This is a genomic window from Rossellomorea yichunensis (assembly GCF_032337515.1).
GTDB lineage: Bacteria > Bacillota > Bacilli > Bacillales > Bacillaceae_B > Rossellomorea > Rossellomorea yichunensis.
The window spans coordinates 404,831-426,040 of the sequence record NZ_JAVYAD010000001.1 but is presented as its reverse complement, the minus strand read 5'-3'; the positions used below and the strand labels follow the sequence as shown (position 1 = coordinate 426,040).

General features: G+C 41.0%; 15 protein-coding genes. 1 reads left to right on the top strand and 14 read right to left on the bottom strand.

All coding sequences use genetic code 11. The annotated features are described in order from the left end of the window. Positions 1-49: 49 nt before the first annotated feature. From RSX31_RS02150 to RSX31_RS02125, 6 genes are all read right to left on the bottom strand, one after another. Positions 50-1,387: a cytochrome ubiquinol oxidase subunit I gene (locus RSX31_RS02150; protein WP_148968592.1), complete on the bottom strand. Its 1,338-nt coding sequence runs from the start codon at positions 1,385-1,387 to the stop codon at positions 50-52. A gap of 222 nt (positions 1,388-1,609) precedes the next feature. Next, the gene (locus tag RSX31_RS02145; RefSeq protein ID WP_315633518.1) at positions 1,610-2,473 is read right to left on the bottom strand and encodes a nuclease-related domain-containing protein; all 864 of its coding nucleotides are present in this window, start codon (positions 2,471-2,473) and stop codon (positions 1,610-1,612) included. A gap of 407 nt (positions 2,474-2,880) precedes the next feature. Continuing rightward, positions 2,881-4,710 (bottom strand): ABC transporter ATP-binding protein, encoded by a 1,830-nt coding sequence (locus RSX31_RS02140; protein ID WP_315633075.1) that lies wholly within the window; start codon positions 4,708-4,710, stop codon positions 2,881-2,883. A 4-nt stretch (positions 4,711-4,714) separates the two neighbouring features. Next, entirely contained in the window at positions 4,715-6,469 is a 1,755-nt protein-coding gene (locus RSX31_RS02135) for an ABC transporter ATP-binding protein (RefSeq protein WP_315633073.1), read from the bottom strand. Positions 6,470-6,674: 205 nt separating this feature from the next. After that, complete coding sequence (locus tag RSX31_RS02130) at positions 6,675-7,130, bottom strand: TlpA family protein disulfide reductase (protein ID WP_148993496.1); 456 nt, start codon at positions 7,128-7,130, stop codon at positions 6,675-6,677. A gap of 129 nt (positions 7,131-7,259) precedes the next feature. Continuing rightward, positions 7,260-7,802 (bottom strand): peroxiredoxin, encoded by a 543-nt coding sequence (locus RSX31_RS02125; protein ID WP_315633070.1) that lies wholly within the window; start codon positions 7,800-7,802, stop codon positions 7,260-7,262. A gap of 358 nt (positions 7,803-8,160) precedes the next feature. Here RSX31_RS02125 and RSX31_RS02120 point away from each other — a divergent pair, with 358 nt between their 5' ends. Then, complete coding sequence (locus tag RSX31_RS02120; protein WP_148968587.1) at positions 8,161-9,027, top strand: mechanosensitive ion channel family protein; 867 nt, start codon at positions 8,161-8,163, stop codon at positions 9,025-9,027. 35 nt (positions 9,028-9,062) lie between these two features. Here the strand turns inward: RSX31_RS02120 and RSX31_RS02115 are convergent, their stop codons facing one another. Genes RSX31_RS02115 through RSX31_RS02080 form a run of 8 tightly spaced genes read right to left on the bottom strand, consistent with a single transcriptional unit; the run spans position 9,063 to position 21,145 of the window. Beyond that, entirely contained in the window at positions 9,063-11,834 is a 2,772-nt protein-coding gene (locus RSX31_RS02115) for a VWA domain-containing protein (protein WP_315633068.1), read from the bottom strand. Then, positions 11,818-13,578 (bottom strand): vWA domain-containing protein, encoded by a 1,761-nt coding sequence (locus tag RSX31_RS02110; protein WP_315633066.1) that lies wholly within the window; start codon positions 13,576-13,578, stop codon positions 11,818-11,820. The genes RSX31_RS02115 and RSX31_RS02110 overlap by 17 nt, the downstream gene beginning before the upstream one ends. A 9-nt stretch (positions 13,579-13,587) precedes the next feature. Then, entirely contained in the window at positions 13,588-14,469 is an 882-nt protein-coding gene (locus RSX31_RS02105; RefSeq protein WP_148993493.1) for a DUF58 domain-containing protein, read from the bottom strand. Next, positions 14,466-15,467, bottom strand: a complete 1,002-nt coding sequence (locus RSX31_RS02100) for an AAA family ATPase (RefSeq protein WP_148993492.1) — start codon at positions 15,465-15,467, stop codon at positions 14,466-14,468. Before RSX31_RS02100 ends, RSX31_RS02105 begins: the two co-directional genes overlap by 4 nt. Further along, positions 15,464-16,957, bottom strand: a complete 1,494-nt coding sequence (locus RSX31_RS02095) for a hypothetical protein (protein ID WP_315633065.1) — start codon at positions 16,955-16,957, stop codon at positions 15,464-15,466. Before RSX31_RS02095 ends, RSX31_RS02100 begins: the two co-directional genes overlap by 4 nt. Before the next feature lie 11 nt (positions 16,958-16,968). Next, positions 16,969-17,814, bottom strand: coding sequence for an ABC transporter permease (locus RSX31_RS02090; protein WP_148968581.1), 846 nt, complete (start codon positions 17,812-17,814; stop codon positions 16,969-16,971). Beyond that, entirely contained in the window at positions 17,811-18,746 is a 936-nt protein-coding gene (locus tag RSX31_RS02085) for an ABC transporter ATP-binding protein (protein ID WP_148993490.1), read from the bottom strand. The genes RSX31_RS02090 and RSX31_RS02085 overlap by 4 nt, the downstream gene beginning before the upstream one ends. Then, complete coding sequence (locus tag RSX31_RS02080) at positions 18,743-21,145, bottom strand: hypothetical protein (RefSeq protein WP_315633063.1); 2,403 nt, start codon at positions 21,143-21,145, stop codon at positions 18,743-18,745. Before RSX31_RS02080 ends, RSX31_RS02085 begins: the two co-directional genes overlap by 4 nt. Positions 21,146-21,210: the final 65 nt, after the last annotated feature.

The following is a 21,210-nucleotide window of genomic DNA, read 5'->3' as shown; positions in this document are numbered from 1 at the left end:
GCCCCTTCTTCTCAGGCCACCTGAAAAGAAGAAGTATTTATATATCTGCTTAACTCGCTTTCTTTGGAAAACGTTGTTCTAATTCCGCCTCTGCAGGCTTGTTTTTAAACATTTTTATCAGTACAACCACACATATCACGCCAAGAAGGATATAGAGGCCAACAAACAATGCAAACGTCAAGCCTACTCCATCGGCTTTCGTTGCCGCATCCGCCACTTTCATATACCCTCTCATAATCCATGGCTGTCGACCCACCTCGGCATAAATCCAACCGAATTCAATCGCCAGCATCGCAAGTGGTCCACTCGCAACAATTCCCCATAGAAGCGGCTTATTCCATTCATTCCGCTTCTTCCACTTCCAGAATAGAATAAATGCCGATGAAATAAAGATACTGTAAAACCCAATTGATACCATCAGGTCAAACATATAGTGAACCCATAAAGGGGGCCGCTCATCTTCAGGAAATTCATTCAGACCTATAACCTCTGTCTCAAAAGAACTCCCGGCCAGAAAGCTTAAGAATCCAGGTAAACGGATCTCATTATGGACCTCATTATTTTCATCCAGCGTTCCGAATACGATCAGGTCAGCATTCTCTTCCGTTTCAAAATGCCATTCCGCTGCTGCAAGCTTCTCAGGCTGATACTCGGCAAGAAATTTAGCCGATAAGTCCCCTGCCAAAGCAGTGGCAAAAGCGAAAATCAAAGCAGAAACCATCGTTAAACGCAGCGCTTTCTTATGATACTCCCCGCCTCTCTTACGAAGAATCGCAAATGCCGTAATCGCCGCCAACACTAATGCCGATGTTAAATAGGCAGTTGTCAATACGTGAAACACTTTCGTAGGCGTCGCAGGATTCAGCATCGCAGCAATCGGATCGATATTAATCGCTTTCCCATTCTCTAATTCAAATCCTTGAGGAGTATTCATAAACGCATTCACAGTTGTAATGAACAGCGCTGAAGCCGAAGAACCAATCATAACCGGAATCGTCAACAGCCAATGAATCCATTTATTCTTGAAACGGTCCCAAGTATAAAGATAGATTCCTAAAAAGATAGCCTCAAAGAAAAACGCAAATGTTTCCATAAATAATGGCAGTGCAATCACTTGTCCGGCAACCTGCATAAACGAAGGCCATAATAAGGACAGCTGCAGCCCTATGGCTGTACCCGTTACAACCCCCACCGCAACCGTAATTGTAAAACCTCTTGCCCACCTTCTGGCAAGCAAAAGATAATGAGGATCATTTCGTTTGATTCCCATAAACTCCGCAATGGAAATCATAATCGGCACCCCTACCCCAATCGTCGCAAAAATAATATGGAATGCAAGGGTTGTCGAAGTGAGCATTCTACTCAAAATCACACCATCTAATACCATTCTATACTCCCCCTACTGATCTACTTACTATCGTAAACAACTCTTTTCTACTGTTTATCACTTATTGTTCATTATAAAACCTGAAAATGAGTTTGTGATATGTTGAACATGAATATTTTGTGACGTTTTTCACAAACATTGATTTGTCTTATATTTTAGAGGTTTTTGGGGTGGTTGGCAATGATGTTGCTTGGGGAGGATGGGGCTTAATTTTACTAGAGTTTACTGATGGCTGAGGTTTTTTGGGAGAGAGTAGATTCGACCTTTTCCTTTACCTTTTGAAGAAAGGTCCATGTTATTTAGGAGATGATAGGCCACTCTGGAGGATTCAACACCTAAGAACTCTCTTGCTTGTTTGTTGGTTATATTCGGGTTTACAAGTAGTAAGTAATCATAAATAGCCTGTTGGTGAGCATTCCGGTCAAATTCTCCACAATCAGGACAGTACCAAGACCTCATGTTACGTACCATATTGAATCTCTCGCAGCGGCTACACATAACACCGCGTATGATCCCTTCATGCTGTTGGTTAAAGTTAGAATATGGAGCATTCTCCTTCATTAGGGAATTGGCAATTTTTTTAATTTCCTTCATTTCAAGAATTGAATTCGAATTAGAGCAGCTATGTTGAATGGTAAGAAGTTTTGCAACGAGATTCTCTATTCTGATAGCCCTACCTAAAGTATCCTTACTCTGACTAGTGGTAGATATTAATGAAGAAGAGTTTGTGAATACAACTAAAAATTCAATTGGGATAATAGGGAGTTTTTTCTTTTGGAGCCATTGTGTGAGGTGTATCTTATATCTATTCGCTTGAGAGAGGGGATTGGGAAAGCCTGTTACTTCTCCATTAAGAGTACGGGAAAATTGTTCAAATTGAGTTCCGTATTTCATGGATCCCGCTATATTTTTTATTTCTAAAATCAATATAAAATTTCTAGTGAAAATAAGAGTATCAATTTGAAAGAAACTCTCTCCCATTGGTATACATAGATCGTTAAGGACGAGCATGTGTTCATCATCGATTGTACTCAATTGTCGGTCTACTTTACACTCTCCATGGTAACCTGCCCAAGCTTTAAGCAAGTATTCTTCAATCTTGGATCTGAGGCGGGATTCTCGGGGTAGCCTCCTTAACAAGGCTTCAAAATAGAGGATAGTTAGGGGGATTTCTCTTACTTTAATGATCAAATTATCATTCCTTTCGAATTTGGTACTAATAGTATTCTACTTTCAAACAAGAATCCCCTTTATTATTGGAAAAATTTCAGTAATGATTTTTTATCGACCGTTATAGAGATTTATCAACCGTTATTTTGTTTTATCAACCGAAATTTGAATTTATCAACCGTTTTTTCATTATATCAACCTTATTTTCACGATACCGACCGTTCTGCAAATTCTGACAAATTCCGCAACAACCCCCGCTCCACTCCCCTACCACAACCACAACAAAAAAACCCCGCACACACCAGTGCGGGGCTCCTCCAAACTTACATCGCATCCAACATCCTGAACTGCGATTTAACCAGATCATAATAATCACCCTGCTGCTCCATCAGCTCATCGTGGTTGCCGGATTCTTTGATTCTTCCATTTTCAAGAACAAAGATATTGTCCGATTCACGGATCGTAGATAGGCGGTGGGCAATGATGATGGCGGTCCGACCGTTCAATAGACGTTTCAATGCTTTTTGAATTTTGACTTCTGTTTCTGTATCAATGGATGCTGTCGCTTCATCCAATATGATGATTCGAGGGTTCGCCAATAGTGCTCGGGCGAATGACAGTAATTGTCTTTCACCAACGGATAAAACATTACCCCGTTCTTCCACTTCGGTCTCGTATCCATTGGAAAGCTTCTCGATGAACTCATTGGCTCCGATTGCTTCGGCGGCATTCTTAACCTCTTCGTCCGTTGCATCAGGGCGCCCGAATCGGATGTTATCCATGATTGTTCCCGAGAAGATGAATGTATCCTGCAGAACGATGCTGATTTGACTTCGTAAGCTTGAAACCGATGCATCCCTCAGGTTTACCCCATCAATTTTCACTTCACCATTCGTCGGATCGTAAAAACGGCTGATCAGGTTGGCGATCGTAGTTTTACCAGATCCGGTATGGCCGACTAACGCGACGGTCTGGCCTGCTTTCATTTCAAGATTGATGTTTTGGAGTGCTTTTCGTTTGTCATCGTATGAGAATTCTACATTCTCAAACTGTATTCTTCCTTTGATGTCAGTCAGGTTCACTGCATTCGTTTTTTCATTTACAATCGGTTGTTCATCGAGGAATTCGAAGATACGCTCGGATGAAGCCATTCCGATCAGTAGTTGATTGTAAACTTGCCCGAGCCTTGAAATGGGTTCCCAGAACATCCCCAGGTAGAAGGCGAATGAAACAAATTCCCCCAGTTCCAGTGAGCCGCCTTGGATGAGATGGGCACCGTACCATATGAGGACAGCTGTCCCGATTGCGTTTGTCAGTTCTACCAGCGGGCGGAACATGGCATTTTTCTTTGTGGCTGTTCTCCAGCTATCGAAGTTTTCCGTGTTTACCCCATCGAAGAAGGCCATGTTTTCTTTTTCTTGAGTGAATGATTGAGTGACACGGATCCCTTGAATGCTTTCATTCAGATGGGAATTCAGCTTCGATTGCTTGAGTCGTACCATTTGCCAGGATCTGCGGATGTTTTTTCGTAAGCTGGTTGAGATAAAAAACATGATTGGCAGAATGACCATGACGGCAAGTGTTAATTCAGGACTTAATGTAAAGAGAATGACGATGATTCCAATGAGTAGGATGATATCCATTAAGAGATTAATAACTCCGTTTGTAAATAGTTCCTGAAGGGAGTTAATGTCATTCATGATTCGAACCAGGATGGAACCGGCTGACCTCTGATCAAAGAAGCGATGGGATAGCCATTGAACATGGCTGAATAAGTGCTTTCTTAAATCATAGATAACTCCTTGCCCCAGCTGATTCATCCACCTGATCCTGAGCACATTTGCAACGTAATTCAATACATAGAGTCCTGCGATAATTCCAACTAGTGTAAATAGTAAATTGGAATCCTTCTGCCTGATGGCTTTGTCTAATGTGTATACCCCAATCAGAATAGGTACGATCAATCGAACTGCTGTTGTGATCAGAACGGTAATGATGGATAAGGGCAGGAGTTTTTTAGAATAGGGCTTTAAATACGTTAATAACCGGTAGAGCTGCTCCCAGTTAAACGGCTTATCGATCACTTGATCTGTAGAGTAATGGAATCTGCTTAATACGCTTTTGTTCACTTTGTTTTTCTGACTCAAATCCACTCACCTACCCTTCCTGAGTTTGTAATATTTTTTTCTGGTCTTTGTATTGGATATCATAGATTCGTTGATACGGCCCGTTATTTTTCAGTAGGAAGTCATGAACTCCCCTCTCGACGACTTTCCCGTTTTCCAGTACGAGTATTTCATCTGCATGCTTGAGGGATGAAATCCGATGGGCAATAATAAAGGTCGTTCGATCCGACATGACTTCTTTTAGTGCTTTTTGAATCCTGAATTCAGTTTCCATGTCTACGGCGCTTGTTGCGTCATCGAGGATCAGGATCGATGGGTCTGTACAAATCGCACGGGCTATGGCAATCCGCTGCTTTTGACCACCTGAAAGACCTAAACCTCTTTCACCGAGCCTTGTGTCGTAGCCATCGGGCAATTCTGAAATAAAATCATGGGCTTGTGCCCGTTTTGCTGCTTCCATGATATCTTCCATTGTTGCTTCCGGTCGTCCATACGATATATTCGCCTTGATGGTCGAAGAGAATAAGAAAGATTCCTGAAGGACGAAACCGATATTTTTTCGAAGTGATTTTAAAGAGTAATCTTTCAGATCCCTTCCATCGATGAGGATTTCTCCCTCTTCGGGTTCATAGAAACGAGTGATAAGCTGGGTGATACTCGTTTTACCAGAGCCGGTACCTCCGATCAGACCGATGACTTTTCCGGGTTCAGCCTTAAAGGTAATATCCTCGAGGGCTGCTTCATCATGAACGGTATAATTCAGGGACACATGCTTAAACTCTACTTCTCCATTCATTCGATCGACGTGAAGAACACCTTGATGATCTTTTATCTCTTCGTCCACTTCAAGAATTTCGAGTAAACGTTCCCCTGATGCTTTCGATTGTGAAAACAGGTTAATCGTAAATCCAAGATTCATGATCGGCCAGATAATGTACCACACTAAACTGTAAAACGCGACAAGCTCTCCTGGTTGAAGGTTGCCATTCATCACAAGATAACCACCGTAAGCGAGGAGTGTCACCACACTTACATTCCCCAGAAACTCCATTAAAGGAAAGTACTTTGCCCAGATGTTTGAGGTGAAAAGGTATTTATCTTTGTAATCACCATTTGATTGGTTGAATTTGTTAATTTGATGGTCTTCTCTCGATAATGATTTTACTGTATTGATTCCTGAAATATTTTCTTGCACATTCGTATTCAGTTTTCCGAATGATTTGCGGATACCCCTGAAAGCAGGGTGAACCGCTTTATCAAATTTGTATACGGCAATTGCCAGAAACGGTAACGAAACGAGGGTGACGAATGTCAGTTGAGGCGAATAATAAAACATAACACCAAAGCTTACCGTTACTAAAAGGAAAAAGCGAAGCAGTTCGGAAAAACCAAAGGATAGAAAGAAACGAAATGCTTCTACATCTGCCGTCAAACGGGACATCAGATCCCCTGTTTTGGCGTTATCGTAGTAACTGAATGGAAGGAATTGAAGCTTTTCATACAGTTCGTTTCTCAGCCGATAAACCGAGGTTATCCCGAATAGATCCCCATGGTATTGCTGAATAAATGTGGCAACGCCTTTCACGATCATAATGCCGATAAATCCAAATGCTAAATACGGAATCCACTGATAGTTCCCTTGCAGAATCACATCATCAATCGTGATTTGCAGGATCATTGGATAGACTACAGTGATCACTGTAACAAAAATCAAGAAAATCATTGAAATGATAAAATGCCTTTTATAGGGCAAATAAAAGGCTTTCAATTTTTTGAATGTATCCATAATTTCTCCCCCTTTAACGTTACATAAAAAAAGAACGTACTAATAAATATATCGGCTTTCGAAATATTTATCTACCCTTTTTTAGAATTTTTTACTTTTTTATGAATTATCCTTCTAGTCTTATTATTCATATTAATTGTAAAAATGAATCCAAAAAAATAGATCGGTCTTTTGACCGATCTATTCCCACATATTTCGTTTGAACTTATTCGCTTTTTTTCATTTCATCGAGTACACGATTGACGCGCTTTTCAAGCATTTTCATTCCGCTTCCGCCCGCTTGGAAGTGACGAAGGTTCCCGTCTTTATCAAATACATAGTAAGCCGGGACATATTGATTTTCGAATGCATCTGTCAGTTTATGCTCACTGTCTACGAAGATTGGCTGTGTGATATCGTGCTCAGCTGCTACCTTCTTTATTTCATCCAGGTTCAAATCATCCTCGGAGCGTGGCATATGGACAGCCATAACATTCAGCTTATCGCTGTATTGATCTCGAAATTCATTTACTTGTGGCATCGCTTCCTTACAAAGGTGACATGAGATGGACCAGAAGTGAATAAGTGTCGGCTTTTCTCCTACCAGCTCTCCCTTTGTTACTTCTCCATTTAACCATTCTGTAGCACCGTTTAATTCCGGCATCGGTTCACGAAGCTTCATTAATATGGCCTCCCTTAATTTGTCTCGATCTTATTTCTTTTGTTCACAGGATAGATTTGTACTACTCCTGAAAAAATAAACATGATAAGAAAAAGGCCTAACAAACGGTTAGGCCTTTATTCATTTTGATTATAAAGTTTTTTGACCTGGCTTCCAGTTTGCCGGGCAAAGTCCGCCAGTTTGAAGTGCTTGAAGAACACGTAGAGTTTCTTCAACGTCTCGGCCGATATTGTTGTGGAATACTACTTGATATTGCAGTTCCCCTTCTGGGTTGATGATGTATAGTCCGCGAAGAGCAATACCTTCATCTTCGATTAGGATTCCGTATTCGCTGGATACACTGTGGTTTGTATCTGCAGCTAATGGGTATCTTAGCTCACCAAGACCATTTTCCTTACGGTCAGTGTTGATCCAAGCTAAGTGGGTATGAATAGTGTCTGTAGAGACACCGATAACTTCTGCATCTAAATCTTCGAACTCATCGTAGCGGTCTGACATTGCTGTAATTTCAGTTGGACAAACGAAAGTGAAATCCATTGGGTAGAAGAACAATACTGTCCACTTATCGTTTTTCATATTTTCTTCCAGTGACACTTTACCGAATTCTTTGTTTGGCAATACAGCGTCCATTTCAAAACGTGGAGCTTGTTTGCCTACCATGCGTTCTGCCATGATTGAATCCCTCCAATGAGTTTTTAATGAAATATTTTACCTGAAAAAGGAAGACGTGACAGCCTGTCCTTTTTGAATCACAAGTTTCATTATATAGGATTAGTTTTTTTAAGTCAATGTTAAATTATAATCAATTTAATATTAAAATCATTATAATTTATTGACAATATCCCTTACTTGGTTTTCCCTATTATGTAGAAGTTTACTCACTTTTCTGCTTGAATAAACATCTACATAAAGTTTACCATTTCTCAACTGGGGAATAAAACAATATGCTTTTTTATATACTCTTTGACATGTCCTATGGTGAATTGTGTATACTAGAATGGTCATTATTTAAAAGGAAGGATGTTTTGGATTGAATTACATACTTGGTCTTAGTGCTTTAAGTGACCGACTTTCGAATTTTAATTGGGGCGGTCTATTGGTGACGATCGGAATTGGCGCCTTACAGATAATAGCGATTTGGATTGCTTTCATTATCGTGAAAGGTGCAGCTAACAAAGTGGTTGAGAGAGTCTTTGATAAGTACAGAAAGAGAAATGATGTTTCTGAAGGTCGCGCCCAAACACTGCAAAGTCTTTCAAAAAATATAATTGGATACATCCTGATTTTTGTTTTCTTTGTCACGATTTTACAAATCTTCGGTATCCAGGTGACGGCTATTCTCGCCGGAGCAGGAATTGTTGGCCTTGCAGTCGGCTTTGGGGCTCAAGGCTTAGTAAGTGATGTAGTGACTGGATTCTTTATTCTATTGGAAAAGCAAGTGGATGTAGGGGATTACGTGTCGACTGGAAATTTCTCAGGGATTGTAGAAGAGGTTGGTTTACGTACGACGCATATTCGTGGGTTCGACGGTACTCTGCATTATGTGCCAAATAGAGAAATAACGAGTGTCAGCAATCATTCCCGTGGAAATATGAGAGCACTTGTTGATATCGGGATCTCATATGATGATGACATTGACAAAGCGATGGTCGTGCTTCAGCAGGTTTGTGATACGATCGCTCAAGAAGATGACAATATTGTAGATGGACCAAATGTGTTAGGTGTTCAGACACTCGGCGCTTCAGATGTAGTACTGAGAGTGCTATGCAAAACGAAAAACATGGAGCAATGGGGAGTGGAACGGAAGCTTCGTAAAGCTCTAAAAGAAGCTCTTGACCAAAATGGAATTGAAATTCCTTACCCTCATCAGGTTTATATTGAGAAGAAAGAAAGCTAATGAAAGTGAAAAGAGAAGGCACCGGCCTTCTCTTTTTATTTGTCTTTTCTCCTTTTGGCATTCAGTAGACGCTGAAGGCGATCATCATCCTTAGCTTCTTGAGGATCCTGTTTAACCTTGGATTTGTTTGTCGGCCCCTTTTTCTCAGAAACTTTAGGCATAGTCTGCTTGCTGCTTGTAGGTTTCTCCCACTCATTCCACTCGCGGTTCTGTTTCACTTTGCTGCCAAGTTGTTCAAAAGTTGGTTGTTCTTTAGGAACGGAAACGGGTATCTTCCTTTTAAGCTTATTAAAAACTCCCATTATAGGACCTAATCCAAACCTTCTTATTGCAATTTCACTAAAGAATAGTAGAAAGCCCATACTAATAAGGAGTGAACGGATTGATTGCTCTCTGGATGATTTGTTGTTGAACTCTCGAAAGACTTCTTTAGGGGACGAATATCTCTTCCCTCCCGTTGCTTCTACTATCTCTTCCAGTGTTCGGGTTCCCCCCTTGTAGGTGTATTCTTTCGAATATGGAACCGAAAAGCCTGTTTGGTATGAGCTTCCACTCTCTTCACCTGCCTTGGAGATATTCATATGATATAGTCCAGGTGATAACCTGCTCTCAAATTCGACTTCATAGTCTCCCGGAGACTTGATTCTCGTCGTTGCAGGAATCTCTTTTCCACTTTCATCAAGTGCCGTTACCTCAAGTTGCGAGACATCTCCCGCAGATGATGAAAGCTTTAACTGAGTATGTCCCCGATCGTCTTCCACATCGATGGTGTACGGGTTGGATCGAATATCAGGAAACGAACGTGTAACAAGCTGATTGACGAACGTTGGCCATCCTTTCCACCTGACGAAATCCCCTGTCCATTTTCCAGTTGTATCAGTCGTAAATGCAAATGTCCTCCCCAGACCATATCTCCAGGTTGCCAAAATAGGATCATTCTTTTCACTCTTCATCTCAACTTGAGAAGTGCCTTTTGGACTAGTGGCAATATAGGCATTCATTTGCGGAATGCCTTCTGTAAATAACGTTTCCCAGTTAGACGAAGAAATCGCTGGATAAAATGGATTGTCTTCAATATAGGTCCTTGTAGTAATGACTGTCTCCCTTGTTAAGATACTCGGTATCACACTGGCGTCGACAACATCATAAAATCGACCTTTTCCCCATTGTGACAAATCATTTAATAGACCTCGATCTGCTCCTTCACCGATTGAGACGGTGGATAACGTGATTTGTTTATCGTGACCATCCTCAACAAGTGACTGGTAACTGCCTGACGTCGCAGATTGTCCATCCGTTAAAAGAATGATATGTTTTCTTTTTAAAGGCAAATCTTCTAAACTCTTATATGCTTGTTGTAAGGAGGAAAAGATTTCTGTTCCGCCACCAGGTGAAATGGAGCGTATTTGCTCTTCTACTTTTTTGCGATCAGAAAGTGGTTTCGTCTCCACGATTTCCCATGGTCGATCGTCAAATGCAATGACTCCCAGCGTATCTTTATCTCTAAGTAAAGAGACAGTTCTCGCAGCAGCTTCTTTTGCAAGGGCAATCTTCTGACCATTCATACTGCCTGAGCGGTCGAGCACAATGATTAGACCAAGAGACGGAAGCTCTTTTTTGCCTTTCACATCCATATCGACGGGCAGTAATTTTTCGATAGGCGTTTTAAAATATCCTCCAAGAGCAAAACTTTCGCTTCCGCCAAACATAATAAATCCTCGTCCAAATTCTTTCACGCTTTTCTCCATAAGGAGCATTTTTTTCTCAGGAATGCTTGTAGCAGATACATTATCAAAGAGAATCGTCTGATATTCCAGATAGGAAGTCAGCTTTCCAGGTAACTGCTCAGGTTTGTATGAATCAACGCTAAACCCTGCTGACTTCAGTAATGGGGTTAATGGACTTTCTCCAGAAGGGCTTTCCACCAGGAGTACTTTGGCTGGACCTTCTGAACGGGCAAGATTGTATAGGGTATTATTTTCTTTGCTTCCATCCCCTTCAGTAAACGCCTCTGCCTTATACACCAATAAACCCGATTCACCTACGACATGCTTGAACTGAAATTCATTGTTTCCTTCTTGCACTTGTACAATTTCCTTAATGATTGACCGATCATTTAAGGATATGCGCATCTCTATCTCTTTTTTAGTTGTGCTGTACGCGTTAACGGTTATGACTGTTTCTTCTCCTTCATATTGAATGGAGGGCGACGTAACATTTGTTACTGCCACGTCTTCTTGCGTATCCGGTGAAAGTGGAATCCAATCCACTTCGATCCCTTTACCCTTTAGTAGTGGTATGACATTTCCCCCAGCCCCAATCGTTTCCTTACCATCTGTGATGGCAACAATTCTTCCTCCACGGGTAAGGAGATTCGATGCATATTCCAGTCCTTCTTCGAGGTTCGTTTCTCCCTCGTTGATCTCTCCTGCAAACTGATCGATGTCATTTCTTTCCGGTGAAATTGACCGTTCAATTTCCGAGCTTTCTCCAAAGGCTACGATTCCGTATCCATCATGTTCCACCTTGGTTCGGGATGCTTGATTGATCAGATTCAGGATGTGATTCTCTTGTTCCGACACAGATGCAGAACGGTCAGCTAGAATGAGTACCGACCGCCCTTTATCCGGCAGCAAAATAAGCGGGTTAGCAAGGGCAATGATCAAGAGACCCATCCCGCATCCCCGTAATATGAAGACGAGCTTTTCTTCCTTCCTCTTCAATCCCCGTTTGGCAAATAGGAAGAGTACAAATCCAAGGGGAATCATCAACCATAACCAAAGAATTTCTTTAAATTCGATTCCCACGTCTGTACACCTCCCATTCGATAAATAATAAAAGGATTGCCAAGATTAGAAACCACTCAGTAAGGGCTTGGGGAATGCTCTTTGATTCCTCGTTTTTCATTCCTTTAGTGGGTTCAAGGGAAAAGGAAGACCCTTCTGATAATTGTTTTTCCCGATCATCAAGTACGACACTGAAATATTTCATGTCACCATCTCGTATAGCCTGATATACACCAGGGAATTCAGGTGCCTTGAACACTCCCTCCCCATTCCATTCTTTTACAAACTCACCTTCAGTCGAGTATATATCCCATTTATCTCCCGAAAGAGGTAATGTCCTTTCTTCACCCGGTTGATAATATCCCAAAAACCCGTGATTCTCTGATAAAAATTGATAAGAATTATAAAGAAAGATCGGAAATCCGGGATGTAATGGGAAATCTGATTCGTTGAGGTGCAAATTTAACAGGACAAGCTTCTGACCATTCACTTCTCCCTTCTGGATGAGAGGAATGGAATCACCTGTGGCAACTGATTGGAGATTCTTTATTTGGATGGAACTCACTTTATCCACATACACTTTTTCCAGGTCAACATGTTTTAATAGGGGATCTTCATTCGTTGCTTTAATCCCATGTGTCAACGGAGTAGATTCTTTTAATCGTGCCGGAACGATCATGGCAGGGCTGCCGACAGATAATTGCTGCCACTTCTCCTTTGAGGTCAATATGATTTCATCCCCAGGCTCCATTTGATCCTCTTCAATGGTTTTCACGTCGACTCCGATGGATTGAAACCCTTTTAATAAGAAAGGGTTAATTTCCCCTATGACATGAATGGCTGGTTTTGAAGCAGCCTGAATACTTGAAAGGCTGTTATCTTCCATGTAATCATCATTAAAATCGATTACCGCCTTATAGATTGGGCTATGGGAAAGGTCAGATAATGGAACAACGGTTTCCTCTCCTGGATCCAATGTCAGTTCCACTGAAGAGATCTCATTCTTTTCATCGTAAATGGTGAGGTGACCCTTTCGTGATACCTCAATTTGATTTTCGATCACAGCGACTCCTTGATAAGAAGATCCTAACCGTTCAACTCCGAAACTTGTAAGAGAAACATTTACAGGATTAGTCAAAAGATTATGTACCTGAATAGGACTTGTATGTTCTTCTGTAAAATCATCTTTTTCCATTGAGTCTGAGAAGATATGTATGATTGATTCCGACCCGATTGCCAATGCCTCTCCAAGGTGAATCGCTTTTTCCATATCTTCGTTGTCATTAGATAATGGTAGATTCTTTAAACCATTGAGAACAACCCGGTCGTTTGTTTCTTCCGAGACAATGGTGGTTACAGATTTCCCCACTCCCAATAAGGTTACTTTTCCATCAGTTCCTTCAACCAATGATTGAATGTCTTCCTTTGCTTCTTCAAAGTGAGATCGATTGTTCACCACTGCGTTCATTGAGGCAGAGGTGTCCAGTAAAATGACTAGATGATCTTTTTTGGCCATTTCGTTAAATGTGTAAGGCTTTACCATGGCGATCATTAAGAAGAGAAGGACCAGTACTTGTAAAAGGAGTAAGAGATTTTTCTGTAATCTATGAAACCATGGAGAAGCTTGCCATTCCTTCATTACCTCTTCCCATAGTAAATTAGAAGGAACTACTTGATCTCTGTATTGTTTTCGAAAGAAATACATTAAAATAACGGCGGCTATAAAAAAAGAAAATAAAAAAAAGATTGGATTCCCTATTCCCATCATATCACCTCAGCGGATCCATCCATTTTCTTTCAAATCCTTAAAGAATATTTCGTTTAATGGCGGCAGGCAACTTGTTTGTGTATAACCAAACCCCCATTTATTGCATAATGCTTCAATCTCTTTGTTGTGATTAAGTAATCGCTCCTGATAGAGCTCCACCATCCTCGGACTTATTGATACATTCGTTTCCTTGCGTTTTTCACTATCTAATAATTTGACATCACCTTGATAGGATGGCGTTAGCTCTTCTTCATCGAGGAGTTGGATAAAATAAACCATTTCTCTTCTAATAGAAAGTTTTCTGAGTGCTTCCTCTATCAATGAGAGCGATTCGAGTCCATCAGAAAGAATAAAGGATACGGAGCTTTTTTTTCGTACCCCTTTTCCTACTTGCTCAAAAAAGGAGATTCCATCTTCCCCTGTACGGTCTAAGGACAGCTCTTGAATGTCATGCAGAATCGCTTTTGCGTCCCGTGCCCCTTTTTTCATAAAGCACTTTTGGTGATGAACTCCCATGCAATGCAATGAAATCCGATCATCATTTGAAAGAGCTAAAAATGACAGTGCTCCAGCTAATTCTTTCGCTCTCTTCCACTTTCTATTTTCTATTAACATGGAGTTCGAGCAATCTAGGTAAATATGAACCTTTATTTCTCTTTCATCCAGATACCTTTTGATATATACCTTTTCCGTTCTGGCATACACATTCCAGTCGATTTGCCTTACATCATCCCCAAGTTCATACATTTGATAATCAGAAAATTCCAGGGAACTCCCATGATGGATTGCGAGACGGGAACCTTTATGATGACCGCTCTTTAATTGTTTACCCGTGATCCTGTGCCTTTTCAATTGAGCTAGAAACTGGCTGTGCCAAAGCGTTTTCACCGACTTTCACCTTTTTGAACGAAATCGATCATTTCAAGGATGAGCTCATCCGTTCCAACATTCATGGCTTCTCCTTCAAAATTCAGGATCATACGGTGCCGCAATACGAGAGGAGCCACCTTTTTCAGATCTCCAATGGAAACATGGTACCTTCCTTGTGTCAACGCTCTGGCTTTGGACATAAGAATGACATTTTGAAGCCCCCTTGGTCCACTCCCAAATTCAACATATTGTTTGATTCTTTCCGTTGTTCTTTCACTTTTAGGGTGTGTTGCATCAATAAGGTCAATGGCAAAGTCAATCATTTCATCCGTGACTATGATTTCTTTCACCAGGTCCTGTATGCTTAATAGTTCAGCTTGATTCAGCCTTTTCTCAAGAACGATGTCTTCGGTTCCTGTTGTACGCTGGATAATTTGTTTCAACTCTGATTTAGTAGGATAGGAAACCAAGATTTTACACATGAACCGATCCACTTGGGCTTCAGGTAAAGGATACGTTCCTTCAAGATCAATAGGATTCTGAGTGGCCAAGACAAAGAAGGGCTTCTCCAATGTCATCGTTTCGCCTACCACCGTGACTGTATTCTCTGCCATTGCCTCAAGAAGGGCACTTTGCGTCTTGGGGGTCGAACGGTTGATTTCATCCGCTAACACTAAGTGATGAAACAAAGGACCTTGATGGAAAACAAATGGATGTTGATCGTCCCGGCTTTGTTTCATGACCATTGTTCCAGTGATGTCTGTAGGCATTAGATCCGGGGTAAATTGAATTCGTGAAAAGCTAAGGTCCATAACATCCGCCAGGGTACGCACCAACATCGTTTTCCCTAATCCGGGTAAACCTTCCAAGAGAGTATGACCTCCCGCAAGGATGGACCAAATCACCCCCTCTACAATTTCCTCCTGCCCTACGATAAAGCGCTGAATCTCTTGCTTCACTTCTTTTATCTTCAAAGATGCATTTTTAAATTGATGTTCTTTATCCTCTAAGTTCACTCTGCCAACTCCCCTGGATCAATTTCACTGAAATAAGATTGGACGATATTCTCTAAATCTTTAGGGATCGTGGATCGATCTGACGACTTCCGGTAAGAAGAATAGTAATCCTGATACACTTCTTCATATGGACGAAGGGTTCCCTTTTGTACCGGTCCATTGCTTTCAAACCGCTCTCCCTGTTCACCCTCGCCTAATTTGCCTGTATCCCGTTCAATATGGTTCTGCCCTTCGATTTCTTCCGGGACAGAAAGCATCTCTCTGGATCCTTGCCCGTTGCCGGCTCCGTTTCCTGCTAGAGGGGAGGAAACGTTTCCATTTCCTGCACCGTTTCCATTCCCTCCCTGGCCAGATGAATTTGCAGCACTGTTGCCTGGATGATTTCCATTTGCAGATGATGAAGGAGCCTGATTCCCCAGTGACTTACTGTTTGCCTGGTTAGATGGCGCTTTACCGGAATTCTGCGCCAATGGATCTGAACCTGTTGTATCACTCTTTCCGATTGCATTCTTTAAGAGATCGGCTTCATTTTGAAGTTCATCTTGAAGTTTAGCAAGTTGATCTAATTGTTCTTCTGAGCTATCCGACTCTTTCATCAATTCTGATAATTCTTCCAAGGAGTCAATATCCTGTGATTTCAAAGCCATTAATAGCTGATCTCTTTGTGCTTTTGTCATCTGATTAAAAGCTCGCTGGAGTTTATCGCTATTTTTTTCTTGAAGCGCTTTGTTTACATTCTCTACATTTATATCTGCTATCTTTTTCTTCACTTCCTGCAGCTTTTCATTCTGTTTTTCTATTGATTTCTTCTGAAATTCGAGCTCTTTCACTTTTTTGAGTATTTCATCATATCGTTTGGCCGCTTCCTTTACATTCTCGAGCTCTTCATTTTTTTTCAACAGTTTTTCTTTAATAGAAGCATTCTCTTTCTTTTTCGCCTGTTCTGCTATTCTTTTATTTGACTCCGCAATGATCTCTTTTTCTTTCTCAATCCGATTCGCTTCCTGAAAAGAGGTATTCCATTGTGTGACAATCAGGAAGGATAAAAGCATAAGAATTCCGCTTGATATCAGGAATGAAGGCTTAATTCTTTTCTTTCTATATTTCAATACTTCCGGATGAGCGCTTTTCATCTTATTCAATGCATCATTCACAACCAAGGAGGATAGGGCATGGCCACTGTGAAGGCTACTATAAGCGGCAGTTACACGATTGTCGTCCACGAACCTATCATAAGCTAAGGCACTATCCTTCAAGGAGGCCCTTCTTCTATAAAACAAAATCGCAACACCAATGAAAGTAGAGGCACAACCTCCCCATAGGATTCTTTCCCAATACGGGATTACAACTAACGCTGCTATCGAAACGATGCCTAGAACAAAGACTCCTGCACAAACAAGCAGGAGCTGAATGTAATACCATAATTGATTGATCCAGAGCCTTTTCCTTATATCCTGAAGCAATTGAAGAAATTGTTGAGTATGTTCCATCTTCTCACCCTTTATTTAGCGCTCTTCACCTTCATGCTTGGTCGTAGCTTCATGATACTGAGGGACAGGGAAATCACTGCAAGAACAGTGTAAATGATCAGGAATGAAATCCATAAAGGAAACGTAATCCCACTGCGGGTGTATATTTCTTCAATCGCCATTGGTTCAAAATGCCCCATCATGACGATCCCCGGATTAAACATGGCGATTAGATACGGTGCAGGATTGGTCTGATTCTGGTAAGGACCGTTCCCGATTGCCATTGAAAGCATGAAGAGGAATAACGTTCCCCCTGCAAGAAACAGAACCGTTGCATAGGTTGTGACCATGGACACGATTGTCTTTCGAATAATCGTTGAATATAAAACTCCGACGGAACCAAATGCAAAAACCAGAAACAAACTGTATCCGAACACAAAAAGTAAATCCGTTGGGGAAACTCCCCCGAACAAGAAAACAAAGCTGTATAGAGGCAAACTTGATACAACGAGTAATAACAAATAAGAAACGGACGATACCAGTTTACTCAGGATTATACTCATTGAGCTTTGCTCCGTCGTCAACAACATGCTTAAAGTTTGTTTCTCTCTTTCTCCACTGATGACACCGCCTGTTAACCCGGGTGTAATAAATAATACGAGAGCAAGCTGTAAGAATGAGAGAATCATAAACATCACACGGCTTTCTTCGGGACGAAAATAACCAGTATTTGAAAATCGCGTTTGCATATAGATGAAACCGATCACGACAATTCCTACGGCAATCAAGTAGCATAGCATCCCGATAAATGCTTTAAACGAACGAAAGCGAAGTTTAAATTCTTTATTTAACATAGGGTTGATGAGTAACTGCTTCATGTAAGTGTCACTCCTTTCGTGATCTCCATAAAGACATCTTCTAAATTCGTTTCAGTCTCTTTGAAACTCACGATCTGGATGTCGTTTAAAACAGCTTTTTTCAAAAGCTCTATTTGCTCCGTTTCTTCTCCTTTATAAAGGAATTGAAACGTTCTATTCTCCTCATCCACCTCAACCTTTGAAACAAAGGGGTCGTCTTCAAAGAATGCAACCGCACTCTCCACCATTCCCCTTACCTTCACGACAATCAGTTTATCGGCCTGCAGTTGAAATTGAATATCCTGAACAGAACCATGAGCTACGAGTTTCCCATTATCAATCACGCCAATCTCATCACACATTTCCGCAAGCTCCGGAAGGATATGGGAGGAAATTAAAATCGTTTTCCCCATTTTCTTTAATTCTTTAAGAATTTCCCTCATTTCGATCCTGGCCCTCGGATCAAGCCCTGATGCCGGTTCATCGAGTATCAGCACTTCCGGATCGTGGATGAGGCACCTTGCTAAACAAAGACGCTGTTTCATCCCCCTGGATAAAAGGTCAACATAGGAATCTTTTTTATGAGATAGATTCACCAGTTCCAACAATTGGGGAATGAGTTTCTTTCTTTGCTCTGCAGGAATTTTATAGCTTGCACCATAAAAGTCCAGATACTCGTCAGCTTTTAATTGATCATACACTCCAAAGAAGTCAGGCATATAGCCGATTTGCCTTCTGACCAATTTGGGATCTTTACTGATATTGAATCCGTTCACTGTAGCCGTTCCTTCAGTAGGAGCTAAGAGAGTAGCCAAAATGGAAAATGTCGTAGATTTCCCTGCTCCATTTTGACCAACAAAGCCAAATACGGTTCCCTTTTCAATGGATAAGCTCAGATTATCAAGGGCCGGGAACGACCCATAGCGTTTAGATAAGTTCTGAATCTCGATCATGGTCGGACCTCTCCTTTCAACACAATATCAGGGAGACGAACAAACGGATCGCCTTGAGATCGTTTTTCAAACTCGAAAACGATTTCCCCATTGTCATTTATATAGTTATTCAATTTTTCTTTTACTTCGATTGAGTTCGTTGAAGATTCAGAAAGCACCATGCGTTCATCTGTTTTGGGATTGACCAGAGAAAACTGAAGCACTCCTCCTGTGTGAAGAGTCATATTTAAAGAATGAAGCGTAACCTTCGATAATTCAATTTGATTAGGGAGGTGGATGGATAGCTCATATGTCCCATCTTCGAGTCCCATCTCATCTGCACCATTATGTGAGTAATGCTCAATCACCTGTCCGTTAACAGGCAATACATCCAAATCAAGCTGTTCATTCCTAAGTGTAATAGCACCCTTATAATTTCCAAGTGAAGGAAAATGTTGATAGAGTAATGAGAAATTTTCAGACTTGGATTCTTTGTTCTTAATCTTCATATGGAATATCTCCGCATTTGTATATCCAAAAATGACCGGGGAGTTATTGTCATTATCCGCAGAAATCATTTGGGATGCGAAGTTTTCCAACCGTTCTTTCTTTTGCTGCTTAATATTTTGCTGATTCGGTAATAGCCCTGACATATTCGGGGTCACACCAATAGGAGAAGATAAATAATTCGTTGAAAGCTTTTTATCAACTTCGAGGGTATCCCCGGCTTTCATATCTCCCAGACGATACATTCTGGACCCTGACCAAATATATACATCTGTAAAATCATATGGAAAATCATTTTGAATTGTACCGGATAAGGTCTGATCCTCTAACACTAATTCCGGTATAAACCTTCCTACTTCTTCCTTTTCGCTGGTACCGAGTAATGTCCTCGTGGACCAGTATTCTACATCCCGAAAGGTAATGAATCGATTATCCTTCGTCATCTCTTCAACTGCAAACTTATACTGATTCACTCCCCCCGCACTATTCCTTACTCTTGCAGGTGTGATTTCTAAATTATGCTTATCTGAAACAAAACCATAGTCTCCCCCGGAGTTTGATAACGCGCTAAATGCTGAAATTCCGTGTACGCTCTTATCTTCCTCGACTTTTAAGACACTCATTTGATTCAAATGTGGCTTCGAGATTCTATCTTTAGCTCCGGTGATAAAGATGCCTGAGGAAACGAGGACAGAGATGGCAGGAATGATCCACCATGCTTGTTCACGCTTATCCACTTTTCTTAATAAGAAATACAGCAGAGGTACAAGGACAATCAAATAAATGATGAGAATGATGACTAGAGTACTTACTTTAAAATTGGTAGTCGGAAAGAGCTCATTGCTGTCAGCTACTTCATAATAAATCCTCTCCAGGAAACTTTGATCTCCGTTGGACTGGCCAAGTAAAAAGTATGGCTCTGTTTTAGAAAGGACATTTGCAAACCATTCGTCATAGCTTTCCCATGCATTTAATACAGGGTCACCCAATGAGAATGCCGTCTGCCACACTTCTCCTAAGCCTTCGGAACTTTTCACGACCAATGGGATCCCGTCTTGCTCAACCAGAACATCCGATTCTGGTTTAACAGTCCCTTTATAGATTGCTAATGAGTTAAAGGAAGCCTCTATATTCTTCTTCACATTAAAGGTGGAAGTGTCGGAGAGTGTCGATTCTTCCCCGAACGTAAGAGGAGCCATATCAGCTGCAGATCCTAGAGTATCCTTTAAATGAGGAGCCCCTCCTATAAATAAAACACCACCTGTCTCAACCCAGCTTTTTAACGCGCTTTGTTGATCCTGGCTAAGTTCTGAAATATTGAATTGGTCAATGATAAGATAATCAAGCATTTGAAATCCGCTCTTCTCTTCAGGAATATTTTCCTTTGTGAGCGTTAACGCCTCTACCTGATTCCCTCCCATGTTAGCCCCTTTAATTCCCTTCAAACGGTCAGGATTTTCACTCAATAAACCGATGGCTGTATAATTGCTATAGATGAAATTAGGAGTTAATCGTTTATCGCCTTTAAATTTTATTTCTTTTCCTTTTTCCCAAGATCCTTGGAACAAATGAATGGTTTCCTGATTGGAATTATGCCTGATTTCATCATTGAATCCTGGAATGGATAATGTGTATGTACGTTTTGAATTTGCTGGCACATCTATGGATAACGCTCTTGCCCCTCCAGTCTGATAGGAAGGAGCATAGTCAAACAATAGATCTCCCTTGAAATCAGAACCTGTATTTTCGACGGTTACTTTAAGGGGGAAACCTCTTCCCTCCTTCACTTTTCCATCGATTCCTTCTTCCACTGAAATTTTAATTTGCGCTTGTGCGAGTGTTATATCTTCCATGAAAAGAAATATCAAGAACCCTAATGTCATCACAAATATTGCTTTCGTCCATCTTTTCACATGCATTCCCCTCTTTCTTTCTCTCTACAAGATAGACGAAATCATCATGGGAAAAGTTTCTATTA

What these genes read in the sequence shown, in the direction of transcription:
- RSX31_RS02150 (WP_148968592.1), bottom strand. Translation starts at nt 1,387, where the DNA reads ATGGTATTAGATGGTGTGATTTTGAGTAGAATGCTCACTTCGACAACC.
- RSX31_RS02135 (WP_315633073.1), bottom strand. Translation starts at nt 6,469, where the DNA reads ATGGATACATTCAAAAAATTGAAAGCCTTTTATTTGCCCTATAAAAGG.
- RSX31_RS02130 (WP_148993496.1), bottom strand. Translation starts at nt 7,130, where the DNA reads ATGAAGCTTCGTGAACCGATGCCGGAATTAAACGGTGCTACAGAATGG.
- RSX31_RS02125 (WP_315633070.1), bottom strand. Translation starts at nt 7,802, where the DNA reads ATGGCAGAACGCATGGTAGGCAAACAAGCTCCACGTTTTGAAATGGAC.
- RSX31_RS02110 (WP_315633066.1), bottom strand. Translation starts at nt 13,578, where the DNA reads ATGGGAATAGGGAATCCAATCTTTTTTTTATTTTCTTTTTTTATAGCC.
- RSX31_RS02095 (WP_315633065.1), bottom strand. Translation starts at nt 16,957, where the DNA reads ATGGAACATACTCAACAATTTCTTCAATTGCTTCAGGATATAAGGAAA.
- RSX31_RS02090 (WP_148968581.1), bottom strand. Translation starts at nt 17,814, where the DNA reads ATGAAGCAGTTACTCATCAACCCTATGTTAAATAAAGAATTTAAACTT.
- RSX31_RS02085 (WP_148993490.1), bottom strand. Translation starts at nt 18,746, where the DNA reads ATGATCGAGATTCAGAACTTATCTAAACGCTATGGGTCGTTCCCGGCC.